Origin of the sequence: Burkholderia pyrrocinia (genome assembly GCF_003330765.1) — a bacterium.
Taxonomy (GTDB): Bacteria; Pseudomonadota; Gammaproteobacteria; order Burkholderiales; family Burkholderiaceae; genus Burkholderia; species Burkholderia pyrrocinia_B.
Genome location: NZ_CP024904.1, coordinates 591,968 through 609,460 on the forward strand (window position 1 = coordinate 591,968; position 17,493 = coordinate 609,460).

Genomic DNA, 17,493 nt, shown 5'->3' on the forward strand with positions numbered 1-17,493 from the left:
GAAAGTGCGTGCGGGTCAGCTCACGCGCGGTAGCGCGACGCCGATCAGCACGTCTTTCGTGACAAGGGTGCGCAGTTGTTCCTCGGTCATGTGCTCGCTGCCGGCCGGCCGCACCGGCAGCACGAGATAGCGGCTTTCGGCCGTCGTGTCCCAGACTTTCACGACGACGACGTCGGGCAAGTCGGTGCCGAGTTCGCGCAACACCGTACGCCCTTCGCGGACGAGCCGCGCGCGGTATTCGAAGCCCTTGTACCACTCGGGCGGCAGCCCGAGCACCGGCCAGTTCGTGCACGAGCACAGGCTGCAGACGATCACGTTCTTTAGCGTCGGCGTATCTTCAAGTGCCACGATGTATTCGCCCTGCGGGCCGGTGTAGCCGAACTGCGCGCACGCGGCCGTGCCATCCCTCAGCAGCAGCTCGCGAAACGCCGGATCGACCCACGCGCGCGCGACGATGCGCGCGCCGTTGGCCGGATCCCAGGTCGTGGACATCAATTCCTTCAGGCCTTCGATATAGCCGTCGGGAATCAGGTTCTTCTCTTTCATCACGCGAAACAGCGCCCAGGCACGTTCGCCAGGCGTCGAGGCTGTTTCCGCGGAAGGGATCACGCTCATCATGGGGCTCCTTGTGGTGGTTCGGGTCGACCGCCGCCACGGCGTCGCTGCTTCCGTGGCGAGTGCGGACACGTCGTGTCGGTCACGCTCAACGAGCAGGGTAAGAAGAGAAAAAGCGCGATTCTTTGCCGCCACGGATCGGAAACTGTGCTCGGACGGCCCCGTCGCGAGATAGGTGGCGACGCGGAACGGATGCGCGGCGATCCGCTGTATTGGACAAGGCGCCCGGCCGCAGGCGCATTCCCCGACACGAAACGACTGCGGCCGACACCCGTTTTGTTGCCGCGATATGGCACCGGCCGCGGAGGCCCGTCACAGCCAATTTCTTGTTCCGCCGGAAAACAGAAACGCGGATTTTGCCTTCTTATTCTCACCATCAAGCGACGGTAGTTCGGTGTCGCGAATCGTCGGCATGCCGGACGCGCCGGCGGGATAACAGCTAGGCAGCACACCACGATTCCGGCGTCCGGCAACGGCGCACGCTCGCCGCACGTCGGGCGTCATGGTGTCTGCGCATCCAGGCAAGGGGCATGATGGACAACATCAACAGAACGAAACTGAAGCAAATTGCACGCTGGATCGGCATGTCGCTGATGGTGGTTGCATCGCATTACGCGGGCGCGGTAGAGGTCGATCCGGGCGACTACGAGCAGTACCCGGCAGGCGCGACGATTGGCGTGCTGTATTACAACTACTCGGCGACGAACGCGTATTACGCGAACGGCAACAGGACGTCGAATTTCGACCTGCAGTCGAATATCGGCATCGCGCGACTGCTGCACGTGTTCCAGCTCACCGATCGGCTGACGATCGATCCACAGGTGCTGCTGCCGTTCGGCCATGTCAGCACCTTCGGCAACGCCAGCGCACTCGGCAGCACGACCGGCGTCGGCGACGTGATCCTCACCGCGCCGCTGAAATTCCGCCTGAACGATGCGAAGGACGTCGCCGCCGCGACCGTCTACCTTTACGCACCGACTGGAAGCTACAACCAGAACCAGAGCCTCAATCTTGGCGCGCATCGCTGGTCACTCGACTTCCAGGCCGCGTACATCAAACACTTCTCGCCACAGTGGGCGGTCGATCTCGTCGGTGACGCGATCTGGTACGGCAACAATACGTCATACGGCGCGAACGGCACGACGCGGCATCAGCGGATGAGCTACAGCGCGCAGGCGATGGTGCGTTACATGCCCGATCCGGGCACGTCGCTCGGCATTGGAATCACGCAGCTCTGGGGCGGTGCAACGAGTGTCGACGGGGTCGCCAACAACGACGCGCTTCGCACGACGAGAATGCGGATCACCGCAGCGAAGTTCGTGACGAAGACCGACCAGGTGCAGATTCAGCTCGGCACTGACCTGAGCGTGCACAACGGGCCGAAAAACAGCGTGCTGGTCGGCCTGCGCTACGCACACATTTTCTGACGATGCACATGCACCGGCCCCCAGGGCGGCGCAGATCACTTCGTTTCCTGAACGTCGATACATCGACACCCGATTCCCTTCCCAGAGAGGTCATGTATGGAATCCGCCATCGACAAACACCTGGTTTGCCCGCGTACGCTCTCGCGTCGCGTCGCCGACGATTACCAGCCGCCGTTCCCGATGTACGTCGCCCGGGCCGCCGAAGACCTGAGCCAGGTCGTGATGGGCTATTTCGGCGTGCAGTATCGTGGCGCCGACAAGCGCGCCGCCGCGCTGGCCGCCTTGCGTCGGATCGTCGCCGATTTCGGCGCGCCGGACGGCCCGCAAAATCATGACCTGACACAGCACACGGACGACCAGGGTTACGACAACCTGATCGCCGTCGGCTACTGGCGCGACCCGGCCGCGTACGCGCGCTGGATTGCGTCGCCGGCGGTTACCGAATGGTGGGCGTCCGACGCGCGCCTAGCGGACGGGATTGGCTACTTCCGCGAAATCGTCGCACCGCGCGCGGAACAGTTCGAGACGCTTTATGCGTTCACGAGCGACTTCCCCGGTGTCGGCGCGATCATGGACGGCGTCAGCGGCGAGATCGAGGAACACGGCTACTGGGGATCGATGCGCGACCGGTTTCCGATCTCGCAGACCGACTGGATGCACGCGGACGGCGAACTACGGATCGTCGAAGGCGATCCGGCGCGCGGCGGCCGCGTGGTCGTGCTCGCGCACGACAACATCGCGCTGATCCGCTCCGGACAGGACTGGCGTGATGCCGAGGACGCCGAGCGCCGGCTGTATCTCGACGAGATCGAACCGACGCTTCGCAGCGGGATGGCGTTCCTGCGCGACAACGGTGCCGACGTCGGCTGCTACAGCAACCGCTACGTGCGGTCGATCGATCTCGACGGCAACCTGCTCGACGAGAGCTACAACATCGGCCACTGGCGCTCGCTCGACCGCCTCGAGCGCTGGGCCGAATCCCATCCGACGCATCTGCGGATCTTCGTCACGTTCTTCCGCGTCGTCACCGGGCTGTCCAAGCTGCGGCTGTATCACGAGGTGTCCGTGTTCGACGCGAAACATCAGGTCTACGAATATACGAACTGCCATCAGCGCACCGGGATGATGCGCGACGCCATCGCCCGCTGAATCGTGCCGGCGCCACGCGGTGCGGGCGCCGCCTTACTGAACTGGAGAACGTCGATGGCCATCAAACGCCCGACCCGCGAACAACTTTCCGACATCGCAGCCGGCTTCGGCTTCCATGTCGACGCCCGGCAGCTCGCCGATTACGACGATGCCCTGCAGGCGAACTTCGACGCGTACGACGCAATCGACGCGCTGCCCGACTATCTACCGATCGTCGCATATCCGCGCACGCCCGGCTACCGCCCGGAAGGCGACGAGAATCGTTACGGCGCGTGGGCACGCAAGAGCACGATCCACGGCGCCGCCGACGGCAAGCTGCATGGCAAGACAGCGGCCGTGAAAGACAATATCTGCGTCGCTGGCGTGCCGATGCGCAACGGCGCGAGTACGTTCGAGGGCTACGTGCCCGATGTCGACGCGACCGTCGTCACGCGGATGCTCGATGCCGGCGCGACGATCGCCGGCAAGTCGACCTGCGAGTACTACTGTTTTTCTGGCGGCTCGCACACGAGCGCGTCCGGGCCCGTGCACAATCCGCACAAGGCCGGGCACTCGTCCGGCGGCTCGTCGTCCGGCAGCGGCGCACTGGTCGCGAGCGGCGAGGTCGACATGGCGCTCGGCAGCGACCAGGGCGGCTCGGTGCGGATCCCGTCTGCATATTGCGGCATCTACGGGATGAAGCCGACGCACGGGCTCGTGCCGTACACCGGCGCAATGCCAATCGAGGCGACTGTCGATCATCTCGGGCCGATGACGGGCAACGTGTTCGACAACGCGCTACTACTCGACGTGATCGCTGGCGACGACGGACTCGATCCGCGCCAACGGGCGCTGCCGCCGCGCGCCGATTATCTCAGCGCGATCCGCGACGGCATCGCTGGCCTGCGGATCGGAATTCTGCGCGAAGCGTTTGGGCTCGCGAATTCGGAAGCAGTGGTCGACGAGGCGGTGCTCGTCGCCGCGCACCGGTTGCGCAAGCTCGGCGCGAGCGTCGACGACGTGTCGGTGCCGCTGCATGCGGCCGGCACCGCGATCTGGCTGCCGATTGCGGCCGAAGGCGCGACGCAGCAGATGATGAAAGGGAACAGCCACGGCTTCAACTGGGGCGGCCTGTACGTGACTGGCATGATCGATCATCACGCGGGCTGGCGCGAGCGCGCCGACGAGCTACCGGATACCGTAAAGGTGACGATGCTGCTCGGTGAATATTTCACGAGCCGGTATCGCGGTCGCTACTACGCGAAATGTCAGAACCTCGCGCGACGATTACGGGAGGATTACGACGCAGCGCTGCAGTCGTACGATCTATTACTGATGCCGACAGTACCGATGCGCGCGTCGAAACTGCCGGAGCCGCGTTGCGCGATGTCCGAGTCGCTAACGCGGGCGTTCGAGATGCTCGCGAATACCGCGCCGTTCGACGTGTCCGGGCATCCGGCAATGTCGCTGCCGTGCGGAGTAGCGGAAGATCTACCGATCGGGCTGCAACTGGTCGGGCGCCGCTTCGACGAGGCGACGATCTACCGCTGCGCGTATGCGTATGAACAATCGTCCGACTGGCGTCAGGCGACATTCGCATGACGTGCCCGGCGCGGTAGCGCACCGGCGCCGCGCCGCTTGTCGGTCCGACAGGCAACGCGGCGTAAGCAGTTGAATCGATTAGACACCGCGTTTTTGAACGGGCACGCTACCGGCTACTCGTTCGCTCATCCATGTGGGGCACGATCATGACAACGTATCCGATCCCTCCCGCCGTGCACGGTGACGCAATGGCCCTTGTACCCGGCGGCGCACCGTGCGAATGGACGAACGCATCGATCGACGTCGAGACCGCAGGTTCAGTCGGCCAGCGGATCGAATTCTGGCGCGAGATGATCCTGCGCCTGTTCGCGGACGTGCAGATTGCGGCCGTGCAGAAAAGTGACTTCTTCGGCCAGGTGAGGCAGCGCAAGTGCGACAAGATGCGGATCTCTGAGATCCGTGCGAGTGAGCAGGCGGTGACTCGGTGCTATCGTCAGGCGCGCAGCGAGTACGAAGACAAGTATTTTGCCGTATTAATGCTCGAGGGCAGCCAGTCGGTCGAACAGGACGGAAATATCGTCACGCTGTATCCCGGCGATTTCGCCATCTACGACGCGACGCGGCCGCATCGACTGCAGTTTGGTCAGTCGTGGCGCGAAATCGTCGTCAGCATTCCCCGCCCGACGCTAAACCAGCTCGTTGTCGGAATGGAACGCCGCACCGCATGCCCGATTCAGACCGGGCAAGGCGTCGGTAGCGTGATGCGCGGGTTTCTCGAGCAAATGTCGTCTCAGATTCGTAATGTGTCCGAGGACGAGATGCTGCAGTTGTCGGATACCGCGATTTCGCTGATTGCGATGACGGTCGGGAGCCTGCAGCGCAACGACCTCGCGCAGTCGCGGATGAAGGCGCTAACGCTGATACGTGTGAAGCGGTATCTGCTCGAGCGCCTGCGCGATCCAGAATTGAATCCGCTGATGATCGAGCACGCAATGGGAATTTCATCGCGGTATATCAACAAGCTGTTCGAGGCGGAGAATACATCGCTGATGCGCTATGTGTGGAACCTGCGACTCGAACGGTGTGCGGACGATCTTGCGAATCCTCGGTGTACGGTGCTGCGCGTGTCCGACATCGCGCTGCGTTGGGGATTCAACGACATGTCGCATTTCAGCCGCGTGTTTCGCGAGCGGTTTGCGATGTCACCGCGGGCATGGCGAGAACTGCAGCGCGCGAGCGACCATTTGTCTGTATGACTGCCTTGCATCAGTCGCTGTGCAAATCTACCAATTTGAAAATCATGACCATCGATTGATGGGTACCCAAAATCCGTGACTCGTTTGGGACGTCCGCGGTCTAGCCTCACATACCGGAATCTTCCACTTCCAAACGGGACAGTTTTGTGGGCCAGGGTCAGCCACAACCTCCGCATCAGGACAACACCATCCCCCCATCTTGTGCCAGAAATGCGCGCACTCGGCCATCCCCATCAGTGACAGGAATTCGTCCTGCGTCATGTGAATCAGCTTCGCACCTCGACTTGCCGGGGAGCGCGAGATCACAAGCCACCTGCGACTGCAAGGTGTCCAATACGGAACGGAAAAGGCTACGCTCACCGCGGCTGTGCATCGATCCGCAATGGGTTCGATACGGACGCGATACCGTCGGCGCGCCGCGCGACCGCAACCGTAAGATTCGCCTGGTTTGTGTCCGTGATCAAGCCGGCCAGCGTCACACCGGTGAAGGCTATTCGTATCCGGCAGCGCTCCCGGTCTTGGGAGTCCGTCTCGCAGCGGTGACGGGCGGACACTGCAGCGCAAACTTCACCCTGCACAGACCTCGCCATTTCGTGCAACCGCACACCGCTTCGCGGCCGCCCCGCCTGCAACTCGCCCTTCGCCCTATCGTTTTATCGGATCACGCGGCGTCCGTCCGGTGAGTCCACTACCACGGACACTCTCTTTTCAACAAGTACCGAAGGAGCAACTGATGGGTATCTCGATAGGCATGTCCCTGCCTCAGAACGATTTCGCGACGAGCGGCATTAACGCGCTGAACGGTTCCGGCTCACAGAACGACGCCACGGGCGGCGCGAACGGCAACTCGCAAGCACTCGACCAGATGCTGGCGATGTTGATCATGATGATGCTGCAGAACAGCGCACAGAGCGACGGCTCGCAGAACGACAACGGCCTGTCCAACAGCATGCCGGGCTTTGGCGGCGCGAACGGCGCGAATGGTGCAAATAGCGCGAATGGCGCGAATGGTCTTGCTTCGCAGGCCGGCGGCGCCCAGAACATCACGCAGGAACTGATGCAGATCCTGATGCAGTTGATGATGGGCCAGATGCAATCGGGTTCCGGTTCGACGATGTCAGCATAATGCGGTCCGCGCCGGCAGCTGCCCCGCCGGCGCGGCGCTTCCCTCTTCATCGGGACAATCCCCCTTCAATGCGCCTCGAATACAGGCAGGAAGATTTCGAGGCCGTATGGTCCGACATCGTGGCCATGCTGCCGCTGCACTGGCACGAACTCTCCGACGACATGCGGCCGGATCCGGCCGGCCTCGCCAGCCTCGCGTCAGAACACTACCGGCAGATCGCCCGTGACGGCCGCCTCTGCATCGTCACGGCGCGCGCGGCAGGCGTACTCGCAGGCTATTACGTGTCGATCGTCAGCGACGCGCCGATGCGCGGAGAACGACGCGCGTATACCGACTTCTTCTACCTGCATCCCGCCTATCGCGGCGGCTTCGAAGGACAGCACCTGATCGCCGCCGCCGAACGCGCACTGCGCACGCGCAACGTGCAGATGCTCGTGATCGGCACCGCGAACGCCGCGCTCGGTGGAGCACTCGAGGCGCTCGGCTACCGGCTGATCGAACGCGTGTACGGCAAGCGGCCCTGAGCGCGACACGCGCGCCGCACCGCTCAACCGAACGCAAGCGTGGTGGTCAGCACGAACGTGCGGCCCGGCAGCACCGGAATGAAGTTCGGGTAAAGCGCCGAGCCGTAAAGGCGCCGATTGAAAACGTTTTTCACGCCGAGCTGCATGGCCCACTTCTCCGCGCGGTAGAACATCGCCGCATCGATGCGCGCGTCGCCCGGCACCACGTATCCGGGCAAGCCCGCACCCCGCTGCGACCGGAAGAACACCCCACCGCCGACGCCCCAACCCCGCAGCGGCGGCCCCTGGAACGCATAGGTCATCCACAGGCTGCCCGCGCGCGACGGCGCACCGGGCGCACGCATCTGCGAACCGTCGGGATTCGCGATCGAATTTGACGTGGCCAGCGTCAGCGAGCCGATCACGTTGAGCCCCTTCAGCACCTGCCCCGCGACGTCGAACTCGACGCCGCGACTGCGCTCGCCCGGTACGCGCGCGTAAAAGCCCGGATGCGCGGGATCGCCGATGATCCTGCCGTCATCGCGCAGCCGGTACGCCGCCGCGGTCGCGGTCAGCGCATCGCCGAACAGCGACAGCTTGACGCCCGCCTCGATCTGCTCGGTACGAGTCGGCTGGAGCAGCTTGCCGTCCCATGTCACGGTGTCGAGCGACGGACGAAAGCCGCGCAGCCAGTTCGCGTACACATTGACCGACGGCGTGATCGCATAGCTGACCGCCAGGTTCGGCGACCACACGGCGTTGCGCTGCAGCGGCGAACTCAGCGACTTGTCCAGCAGCGCGTTCGTGTGCCGCAACGACGCGAGCACCCTGACGCGGTCGGCAATCAGCATCTCGAGCTGCAGGTAGCCGCTGAGTTGCCGCATCGCCGAATCCGACGTCCGCGCAAGCGGCCCTGTCGCGACCGACGGCAGCGGGTGCGGCGCATACAGGTTCTGGACGGCGAACGCGTACGGTGCGATATCGGAAGTCGACGACAGCCGCCAGTACTCGACGCCCGCAAGCACGGTCCCCGACACGCCGTGCGTGTCGAACGTGCGCAGCAGCTCGCCCGCGGCCAGCGATTCGTGCCGCCGCTGCACGGAATGCAGCCCATAGAGCACGACGCTGCCCGGCGTATCCAGCGGCGCATACGGGACGTACCAGTGCGAGATCGACTCGTAGTTCAGCCACGTCGCACGCACGCGCGCCTTCCAGCCGCCGCCAAGGGCATGCTCGGCGCTCAGCGCCGCGCGCAGCGAATCGTTGCCCAGATGATCGTCGCGCGCGCCGGCCGGCTCGAGCGACGTGTGCGGCAGCGGCAGGCCGTCGTCGCCGCCGACCGAATACGGCAACGCCGGCACGCGCTGCCGGTAGCGCTCGATACGCAGCGTGACGTCGGTGTCGGCGTCGCGGTAGCGCACGGACGGTGCGACGAAAAAGCCGTGCTGTCCGTCGTAGCCGCCATAGGTGCGACCGTTCAGGTTGCCGCTCGCGACGAACCGGTAGCCGAGCCGGCCGTCGTGCGACGCGTCGCTGAGGTCGACGGTGCTCTCGCGCCGGCCGCGCGACGACAGCGTCGTTTGCCACGTCGCGTGCCGGTCGAAGCGCGGCTGCTTCGTGACGAGGTTGACGATCCCGCCGTTCGGCGCACCGCCGGCGAGCGCCGTCGCGGGGCCCTTGACGACCTCGACGCGTTCGATGCCGGCGAGCGGCGGATAGTCCGCCGACTCCACGATCATCCCGTCGACGAGCGGCGCCTGGGCCGTATAGCCGCGAATCCCGACGCCATAGTTCGCATTGCTTTCGTCATACACGGGCGTCGCGCCGCTCACGTTCGCGAGCGCGTCCGCGACCGACTCGGCCTGCTGGCTCTCGAGCACGGCCCGGTTCACGACACCGACCGACTGCGGCGTCTCAGCGAGGGGCAGATCGACGCGCGCAGCGGCCGCCGAGCGCGGTTCGGCGAATTCGTCGTCGGCCCGGGCACGCACTTGAATCGGCGGCAACACGATGCCGGCCGAACGCATGTCCGCGCCGCCGGTGCGCCGCAGCGTCCACGTACCGTCGTCGGCCGTGGCCAGTTCGAGCCGCGTGCCGGCGAGCGCGCGGGCGAATGCTTCGGCCGCCGTCATCGTTCCGTCCAGCGGCCCGGCCTGCCGGCCGGTCGCCAGCACGCTGTCGAACGACAGCACCCCATGCGCCTGCCGCGCGATTTCAAGCAATACGCTGTCGAGCGGGCCGCCGGCCACGTGGAACGCGACGGCGCCGTCGTCGCCGTATGCAAGCGCGGCCACGCCGCACCCTATGGCCGCCAGCACCCATCCGACGATGCCGTTTACTCCGATTTTACTAAACACGCTAAACATCCCATGCTGCTCAGTCAGGTCGGAGCGCGAGCATACATGGTCGATATGAATGTAAAAAAAACCGGCGCGCAGCGTTCATGGCGACAGGATGTGCGGCGTCACGAGAAAGAGCCGCTGGAATTTCGTCCCCTGGTTCTGCCGGTACTTGAACAGATTGCCGATCAGCGGAATCTTCGACAGCAGCGGCACGCCGGCGACCGATTGCGAGTCCGTATCGGACTCGTAGCCCGCAACGAGCAGGCTCTGGCCGTCACGCACGAACGCCTGTGTGATGATCTCGCTCGACGTGATGACCGGAATCTGGTCGACCGTCTGCGACGTGATCTGGCCATCCTCGATATGCACGTCGAGGCGGATCTGCCCGTCGGGCGCATCCGGCACGACGGTCGGCAAAACGCGCAGCGATACGCCGGCCGACAGGTTGTACAGGTCGGCAGACTGATACCCGGACACGCGCACGAAGAACTTCTGCCGGTGGTCCATCACCGCCTCGACGTTGTCGAGCGTCGCGACCTTCGGGCTCGACGTGATTTTCGCGAGATTGTTCTGTTCGAGCGCGGATACGCGTGCAAGCAGATAGCGGCCCGCGTCGCCCAGTACGGCCGTCAGCGTGCCGCCAAGCGGCGTGAGCGCGGCCGCGCCGGCCGCCCCCGCCGCGGCGGCTCCGAAACCCTGCGGATTCAGCGACGTGTCGAACCCGGCCTGCTGCCGCGTGCCGTCGCCGGTTTCGAAATCGACATGGCCCGTGTGCAGCCGCCAGTCGACGCCGAGCTGCTGCAGCGCACCGTCCTGGATCTCGATGATCGTCGCGTCGATTTCGAGCAGCTTGGGACGCGCGTCGAGCTTGCGGATCACCGACTCGTAATCGGCCATCCGGTTCGGCCGGTCGCGGATCACGATCGCATTCGTGCGCGGATCGGCCTGGATGATCGGCGCATCGGGATCGCTGCCGTCGCGCCGCGTGTCGGTCGCGCCGGCGGCCGCATCGCGCGCCGTCGAGGCGCCGCGCATGTCGGGCGGCAGCGGCGGATTCTGCATCGTGGCGCGTGCGGCGGAACCCGCGTAGGAGCCGCTCGGCAGCCCGACGGCGCCGCCGCCCGGGCTTGCGCCGTCCCGTGCGCCGCTCGGTGCGCCGCCGAGCGAATCGAGCCGGTAGAAGTCGTTGCTCGGCAGCGTCTGCGCGTCGCCGCCGGACGCACCGTGTTCGCCATACATGCCGCGCAGCAGCGACGCCACGCCGGCAATGCGCACGTTCTGCCCGTCGATGCGCGTCGATCGATCGGCGGCGGACGCGTAGCGCAGCGGAAACACACGGATCTCGGTCGCATCGCGCCGCCGCGCGCTGTCGTCGACTCGCCGCGCGACGTCGGCGACGAGATCCACGTAACCGGGCGGCCCCGATACGAACACCGCACGGGCGGCGTCGTCGTAGCGCACCGGAAAGCGCCGCTCGACGATGCCGAGGCGATCGAGCGCGCCGCGTACGTCGGCAACGCTCGCGGCACTCACGTTCACGGTCGCGCTCTTCACCTCGTTGGCGCCCCACACGCGCAGCGCCGAGCCGTCGTAATACCACGCGATGCCGAAGCCGCCCGCGAGCGTATCGATGAACCGCTGCGGCGGCTCGTGGAAGCGGCCGCTGACGGTGCCGCTCACCTCCGGCGAAATCCACGTCGTGATGCCCTGGCTCGCGGCGAAATCCCGCAGCACTTCCTTCAGGTCCTTGTGGTCGGCCACATAGTCGAAGTCGCCTGCGCGCCATGGCACGGCCGCTGCGTGCGCGCCACCGCCCGGCAGCGCGCAACCCGCCGCCAGCAGCACCGCTGCGCCGCGCCGGCGCCATCCGGCCGTGCGCCCCGAACTCGTCGATCCGTTCATCATCGCATCCTCTTTCGTCAGCGCTGCTGCGTGTCCGTCGGCGTCTCGTCGAAGTAGCGCCGGTAGCTCTTGAGCAGCGCGGAGCGGCTCGATACGCCCCAGCGGTTCGCGGTATCGAGCACGCCGCCGATCTGCGCGGCCTCGCCCGTCAGCTCGCGGCGGATGCCGTGCATCCGGTGGCGGCGCAGCACCTCGGTCGGCGCGAGCCCCGTATGTGCCTTGAAGGCGAGCTGCAGCGCGCGCACCGTCACGCCGATATGCGACGCGATCTCGTCGATCAACAGGTCGCGGCGGTGCGCATGCTCGACCATGTACCGGTACGCGCGGCGGTAGCGCGCGGGCAGCCGGGCAGATACATCGTCGTTCAGCGCGACAGCTGCATCGCCGCCCTTGCGCGCATCGGGCTTTGCCGCGAGCGCTTCGCTGCGCAGGCAGTACATCGCGTCGAGCGCATAGCGGTGATACAGACTGAGCGCCTCGTCGGTGCGCCCCTGCTGGCGGCGCACTTTCGCGATGCAGAACAGGTAGTCGAGATCCTGGTTCGCGCCCTCGCCGGCCTGATGCAGCAGCGTGATCACGTGTTCGGCAAGATCGTCCGCGCTACCGGCGAGCGCGGCGAGCGCAAGCTCGATCGCCTGCGTGCGGCGCGTCCCGGCGGTCTGGTTCGGCCGCAACGCGACGATCAGCGCGGCGCTCGCGTCCGCTGGACGGGCGTTGCCTTCCGCAAGACGAAGCAGGCGGGCAACGTGCTCGAGGCGCCGCCGCAGCCCCTGCGCCGCGTCGGGCAGCGCGTGTGCGGCTGCGTCGGCTTCGGCCGCTTCGCGATGCGTGCGGGCGCCGGCCTCCAGCGGCGTCGCCTGCCAGAACGCATGGTCGCGCAGCCGATCGGCACGGCGAATCTGCAGTTGCACATCGAGGTCGAGCGTCGCCGCGTCGACGATGCGCTGCGCGAGCGGATCGAGCGCAGCGGCCGCGCTCGCGGCAGCCTCGAGCGCGGAACGCGCTGCATCCGCCTGCCCGAGATGAAAGTGCGCGAACGCCGAGCCGAGTGCGCCCTGCAGCCGGTCGAGCGGCTCGCTGTCGCGATCGAGCAGCAGTTGCGCGAAGCAGTTCAGTGCCGTGCGGAAGCGCCGCCGCGCGAGCATTTGCCAGCCCGTGTTGCGGCACGATGCGACGCGCACCGTCCCGCCCTGTGCGCGCCTTGACTTCTGCTCGCGCCGATAGGATTCCTCTGCGTCCTCGAAAAACTCGAGTGCCAGAAGCGCATCGCTCAACGCGCCGAACAGCACGCCCTCGTCATTCGCCAGATCGTCGCGCGCGGACGATGCGCCGACGCGTTCCGCGCGGCGCTCCGCGTCGCGCAATGCGGCTTCGAAATCGCCCGCCAGCATCTGCGCCGCATGGTCGGGCAGCGCATGCCGATGCACGAGGGCAGACACGGCGCCGAAGTAGGTGAGATGAAACATCGCTGACCTCGCTCCTGTAGACATCGAATGGAAGTGGAGGACAGCATACGAACGAAGCGGGCCTGCAATGCTCACCAAACTTCATCACAATTTTCAATAAATCTCACCGACCGCTGCGTTCACCGTCGCGGCTCGTGTCGCCGCTCTTGCCACTGCCCGTGTCGCCGCGCAGCACGGTATCGAAGTGCACGAACGCGAGTTCGGTCTTCACCTGCGCGACGAACGCCTGTGCCAGCAGCGCAAGCAGCAGCAGCGCGAGCGCGCCGCGCACCGGCTGGCTGAGGTTCGACGGTTCCAGCTTCTCGGCCGTGCGCGACATGTAGCCGAAGCCGAGCTCGATCAACGCGAGAATCAGCATGATCGGGCCGGCCAGCTTCGCGATCGCGGTCATCATCGAGTCGGTCCGTTTCAGCAGGAACGATTCCGCGATGCCGCCGACATCGGGTGCGGCCTGCACCAGCGGCCACCAGCGAAACGACTCGTAGATCGCGCCGAGCAGTACGATCATCCCGCCAAGCACGTAGAACAGCGCGATGGAGAGCTGCATCAGCGTGTTGGCGACCGGTGTGCTCTGGTCGCCGTGCATCGGGTTGTTCATCTGCACGCTGTTGTAGCCGGCGAGATCGTCGACGATCGTGCCGACGCCTTCAGCGATCCAGAAGATCGTCGACGCCGCATAGCCGATCAGCACGCCGACGAACGCCTCCTTCGCGGTCAGCATCACGAGCCGCAGCATGTCGGCCGATGCGAGCGCATCCGCGGGCTGGCCGTATGCGACGAACAGCGCGAACATCAGCACGATGCCGTTGCGCACGGTGCCCGTCACCGCTTCCTCGCTCGTCGCCGGCAGGATCGTGAACACTGCGAGCAGCCGCACGCTCGACAGCGCAAGCAGATAGAAGAAGCCGAGCCCCTGGCCCTGCAGCGCAAAGAGCGCGTCGCCGAACGTTGCGCCCGTCATCGGATCGCCGCCTGCGCGCGGCGGCGCCGCGCCGCATCGATCACGCCTTCCATTGCTTCTTCCTCGTCGGCCTCGTCGCGTGCGGCCTGCGCTTCGCGGCGCTCGCGCGCCTCGCGCCGTGCGTACCAGTCCGCTTGCGCCCCGGTGCGCGCGAGCTGCGCGCGCGTATCGTCGAGCGTGCGCTGCGACGCGTCGCGGGCCTCGCGCGCGCGTTCGGCATCCTCTCGAGCGGCGGTGCACCGTTCGTTCAGCACGTCGCGATAGCGTGCGTCGGCGAGATACGCGTCCGCCGCGATCGCTTGCCCGTTCGCCATTGCCCGAGCGATCCGCTGCGTGTGCGCATGCAGCGCTTCGTCGCTGGCCGCAACCTGCCGGTTCGATCGCGCGAGCGCCTCGTCGGCACGGGCCAGCGCCGCGCGCGCCGCCGCCGCTTCGTCGTCGAGCCGGCGCCGCTTGCGCTCCTTCAGATCGTGCAGCATGCGCCACGCGCGTGTATGGTCAGTCATCGCCGACGGCCTCCCGCAGCCGGTCGAGCGTCGTGTCGTAGTCGGTGAGATCTTCCGTCGACTGATTCAGGAAACCGCGAATCGCGTCGATGCGCGCGATCGCATCGTCGGCGAGCGGATCGCTGCCCGCACGATATTCGCCGACCTGCAACAGCGTCTCCACGTCGCGATACTTCGCGAGCAGCCGGCGCAGCCGGCCGGCCGCGCTGCGATGCTCGGGCGTCGCGATCTGGGACATCACGCGGCTCAGGCTGCCGAGCACGTCGAGCGCCGGATACTGGTTGCGCGCGGCGATCTCGCGCGACAGGACCAGATGGCCGTCGAGAATGCCGCGCACTTCCTCCGCGATCGGATCGTTGCCGCTCTCGTCTTCCGCCAGCACCGTGTAGAACGCGGTGATCGAGCCGCGATCGCTCATGCCGGCGCGTTCGAGCAGCCTCGGCAGTTCCGCGAAGATCGACGGCGGAAAGCCTCGCCGCGTCGGCGGCTCGCCGCTCGCGAGGCCGATCTCGCGCTGCGCGCGCGCAAAGCGCGTCAGCGAATCCATCATCAGCAGCACCCGCATCCCGCGCGCGCGAAAGTCCTCGGCAATCGCCGTGCCGACATGGGCCGCCTTCGCGCGTTCGATGGACGAGCGATCCGACGTTGCACACACGACGACGCTGCGCGCCATCCCTTCTTCCCCGAGAATCAGTTCGATGAATTCGCGCACCTCGCGGCCGCGCTCGCCGATCAGCACGATCACGTTCACGTCGCAGCGCGTGCCGCGCGCGAGCATGCCCATCAGCGTGCTCTTGCCGACGCCCGCCGCCGCGAAGATGCCCATCCGCTGCCCCTCGCCGAGCGTCATCAGGCCGTCGAGCGCGCGCACGCCGGTCGGCATCGGCGCGTCGATCAGCCGGCGCGTCATCGGGTCGGGCGCGTTCGCCTGCACCGGCGCATGGCCGTCGTGTTCGACCGGACCGAGGCCGTCGGCCGGCTCGCCGAGGCCGTCGAGCACGCGGCCAAGCAGCCCCATGCCGACCGGCGCACCGAGCGGACGGCCGGTGCCGATCACGCGCGTGTCGCGCGACAGGCCGGCGACCGGCCCGAACGGTGCGAGCAACGCGAGATTGCGGCTGAAGCCGACCACTTCCGCGCGTTGCAGCAGCGCGCCGTCACGCTGCCGCAGTTCGCACACTTCGCCGATCGTGACGTCGAGGCCGTCGACGCGCAGCATCGTGCCGATCGACTCGATCACCTTGCCGTAGCGACGCCCGGGCGCGAGCGCGCCCAGGGCCGCGTCGAGCGCATCCGGCAGCGCGTCGAGGCCGATGTGGGTCGCGACGCTCATGCGGGCTGCTCCGCATCGGGCCCCGCATGCGCGGCAGACAGCACCCGCTGCAGCGCGCGGCGCACGCTGGCCAGTTGCTCGGACAGGCTGCATTCGAGCACGCCGGCATCCCATTCGCAGACGCAGCCGCCGGGGTCCATGCGCGGCTCGCACACGATCTCGACAGGCAGCGTCCAGCCGAGCGCATGCGCCGCATGGTCGAAAGCCGCGCGCGCCGCTTCGGCATCGTCCGGATGTACGTCGATGCGCAGGAACGTCGCGTCCGAGATCGACCGGTCGAGCGCATGCGCGATCTTCGCGTAGAACGCGTCGTGCGCATCGATGCGCACGACGTGTTCGCATGCGCGCATCAGGACGTCCGCAAGGCGTGCGTTCGCGTTCGCGAGCGCGTCCCGTTCGTCGCAGGCCGCCTGCACGACCCGTGCATTCCACTCGTCGAGCGCACGCCGCCGGCCAGCCGCGTAGCCGAGCCGCGCGCTGCGCTCGAACTTCAGTTGCGCGCCATGCGCGAGCGCAGCCATTTCGTCGCGTGCGGCCGCGACGATGCCCGTCGCCTCGTCCCGCGCGTCGCGCAGCATGCGTTCGCACTCGTCGCGCATGCGTGCGTATGCGTCGTCGAGTTCGACGAGCGTCGAGAACGCTTCGCGCCGGATCACATCGCCGTCGACGCCTACGCCGCCTTCGTCGCTTCGTAGCCAAACAACCATGTCAGTTCCGGAAAGAGTTCGGGTAAGCGCCGGAAGAACATCGCTCCGAGCGCGTCGTGCAGTTCGCCGGCGTCCTCCGCTTTGCTGCCCGGTGAGCGTGCAGGCAGTGCCAGCTCGATCAATGCGGCCGCACGCGGATCGACACGCGGTTCGGCGAGAATGCGCCGCCAGCCGTCGTGGAGCCACGCCGACACCGGCGCATCGTCCGCGAGCAGCGGCTCGGCGTAGGTCGCGGCGCCTACGTCCGCGCATGCCGTCAGCAGATGCGCCACGAAGCCCGCACCTGCGTGCGCGTCGAACCGGTCGAGGCGTGCGGCGTCGATGCAGCGCCGCAGCGCGTCGGCACGCGCGAACAGCGCACGCGCCAGCAGCACGCGGCCGAGTTCGGCACGGCTCAGCAACGCAAGGCGAGAAGCCGGCGCATCGAATGCGCGGACCGGCGGCGCGACCGCGCCGACGGCGGCCGCCAGCCACGCCCGCCGCGCGTCGCGGCCGGCGCGTCGCCACGCGGCGCCTGGCAGCCCGAAATGCGCGTGTGCCGCTGCCGGGTCGAGCAGCGCTGCGCGCTCGGTGATGCGCGCGCGCCATGCAAGGGCCGCGCGCGCGAGCCATACGGCGCCCGCGCCTGCGCAGGCGGCACCATCGACACGATCGGCATCGAGTTCGTCCATCGTGCGCG

At 66.8% G+C, this 17,493-nt stretch carries 16 protein-coding genes and 1 pseudogene; 6 read left to right on the plus strand and 11 right to left on the minus strand.

The genetic code is table 11. The features are described from left to right. Nucleotides 1-15: 15 nt before the first annotated feature. Both nthA and CUJ89_RS37915 read right to left on the minus strand, forming a co-directional pair. The gene (gene nthA / locus CUJ89_RS35750) at nt 16-615 is read right to left on the minus strand and encodes a nitrile hydratase subunit alpha (RefSeq protein WP_114182484.1); all 600 of its coding nucleotides are present in this window, start codon (nt 613-615) and stop codon (nt 16-18) included. A 312-nt stretch (nt 616-927) separates the two neighbouring features. Next, entirely contained in the window at nt 928-1,119 is a 192-nt protein-coding gene (locus CUJ89_RS37915; protein WP_152036694.1) for a hypothetical protein, read from the minus strand. Between the two features lie 26 nt (nt 1,120-1,145). Here CUJ89_RS37915 and CUJ89_RS35755 point away from each other — a divergent pair, with 26 nt between their 5' ends. The 4 genes from CUJ89_RS35755 to CUJ89_RS35770 all read left to right on the plus strand — a co-directional run bounded on the left by CUJ89_RS35755 (nt 1,146) and on the right by CUJ89_RS35770 (nt 5,968). After that, the gene (locus CUJ89_RS35755) at nt 1,146-2,042 is read left to right on the plus strand and encodes a transporter (RefSeq protein WP_114182140.1); all 897 of its coding nucleotides are present in this window, start codon (nt 1,146-1,148) and stop codon (nt 2,040-2,042) included. A gap of 96 nt (nt 2,043-2,138) precedes the next feature. Further along, the gene (locus CUJ89_RS35760; RefSeq protein WP_114182141.1) at nt 2,139-3,191 is read left to right on the plus strand and encodes a phenylacetaldoxime dehydratase family protein; all 1,053 of its coding nucleotides are present in this window, start codon (nt 2,139-2,141) and stop codon (nt 3,189-3,191) included. Between the two features lie 54 nt (nt 3,192-3,245). Beyond that, the gene (locus CUJ89_RS35765) at nt 3,246-4,772 is read left to right on the plus strand and encodes an amidase (protein WP_114182142.1); all 1,527 of its coding nucleotides are present in this window, start codon (nt 3,246-3,248) and stop codon (nt 4,770-4,772) included. A 146-nt stretch (nt 4,773-4,918) separates the two neighbouring features. Next, nucleotides 4,919-5,968 carry a helix-turn-helix domain-containing protein gene (locus CUJ89_RS35770; protein WP_114182485.1) on the plus strand — a complete coding sequence of 350 codons (1,050 nt, stop codon included), beginning with the start codon at nt 4,919-4,921 and terminating at the stop codon, nt 5,966-5,968. A 189-nt stretch (nt 5,969-6,157) separates the two neighbouring features. On the opposite strand, the pseudogene CUJ89_RS39000 reads toward CUJ89_RS35770, so the two are convergent. Next, nucleotides 6,158-6,238, minus strand: a pseudogene (locus CUJ89_RS39000) (deacylase); the annotation flags it as partial. 409 nt (nt 6,239-6,647) lie between these two features. On the opposite strand from CUJ89_RS39000, the gene CUJ89_RS35785 reads away from it, so the two are divergent. Together CUJ89_RS35785 and CUJ89_RS35790 are read left to right on the plus strand one after the other, a co-directional pair. After that, nucleotides 6,648-7,094 carry a hypothetical protein gene (locus CUJ89_RS35785; protein WP_152036695.1) on the plus strand — a complete coding sequence of 149 codons (447 nt, stop codon included), beginning with the start codon at nt 6,648-6,650 and terminating at the stop codon, nt 7,092-7,094. Nucleotides 7,095-7,162: 68 nt separating this feature from the next. Then, entirely contained in the window at nt 7,163-7,618 is a 456-nt protein-coding gene (locus CUJ89_RS35790; protein ID WP_161556587.1) for a GNAT family N-acetyltransferase, read from the plus strand. A 23-nt stretch (nt 7,619-7,641) separates the two neighbouring features. Here CUJ89_RS35790 and CUJ89_RS35795 read toward each other — a convergent pair whose 3' ends face one another. The 8 genes from CUJ89_RS35795 to CUJ89_RS35830 all read right to left on the minus strand — a co-directional run bounded on the left by CUJ89_RS35795 (nt 7,642) and on the right by CUJ89_RS35830 (nt 17,485). Then, nucleotides 7,642-9,954 carry a TonB-dependent siderophore receptor gene (locus tag CUJ89_RS35795; protein ID WP_161556588.1) on the minus strand — a complete coding sequence of 771 codons (2,313 nt, stop codon included), beginning with the start codon at nt 9,952-9,954 and terminating at the stop codon, nt 7,642-7,644. An 84-nt stretch (nt 9,955-10,038) separates the two neighbouring features. Continuing rightward, nucleotides 10,039-11,841: a type III secretion system outer membrane ring subunit SctC gene (sctC, locus tag CUJ89_RS35800; RefSeq protein WP_114182486.1), complete on the minus strand. Its 1,803-nt coding sequence runs from the start codon at nt 11,839-11,841 to the stop codon at nt 10,039-10,041. 17 nt (nt 11,842-11,858) lie between these two features. Then, a complete protein-coding gene (locus CUJ89_RS35805; protein WP_161556589.1) occupies nt 11,859-13,307 on the minus strand; it encodes a helix-turn-helix transcriptional regulator in 1,449 nt (482 codons plus the stop codon). Nucleotides 13,308-13,410: 103 nt separating this feature from the next. Beyond that, nucleotides 13,411-14,268: a type III secretion system export apparatus subunit SctT gene (gene sctT, locus CUJ89_RS35810; RefSeq protein WP_114182147.1), complete on the minus strand. Its 858-nt coding sequence runs from the start codon at nt 14,266-14,268 to the stop codon at nt 13,411-13,413. After that, a complete protein-coding gene (locus tag CUJ89_RS35815) occupies nt 14,265-14,774 on the minus strand; it encodes a hypothetical protein (protein ID WP_114182148.1) in 510 nt (169 codons plus the stop codon). The genes sctT and CUJ89_RS35815 overlap by 4 nt, the downstream gene beginning before the upstream one ends. After that, the gene (gene sctN / locus CUJ89_RS35820; RefSeq protein ID WP_114182149.1) at nt 14,767-16,107 is read right to left on the minus strand and encodes a type III secretion system ATPase SctN; all 1,341 of its coding nucleotides are present in this window, start codon (nt 16,105-16,107) and stop codon (nt 14,767-14,769) included. The genes CUJ89_RS35815 and sctN overlap by 8 nt, the downstream gene beginning before the upstream one ends. After that, a complete protein-coding gene (sctL, locus tag CUJ89_RS35825; protein ID WP_114182150.1) occupies nt 16,104-16,814 on the minus strand; it encodes a type III secretion system stator protein SctL in 711 nt (236 codons plus the stop codon). The genes sctN and sctL overlap by 4 nt, the downstream gene beginning before the upstream one ends. Beyond that, a complete protein-coding gene (locus CUJ89_RS35830; protein ID WP_114182151.1) occupies nt 16,778-17,485 on the minus strand; it encodes a type III secretion protein HrpB4 in 708 nt (235 codons plus the stop codon). The genes sctL and CUJ89_RS35830 overlap by 37 nt, the downstream gene beginning before the upstream one ends. Nucleotides 17,486-17,493: the final 8 nt, after the last annotated feature.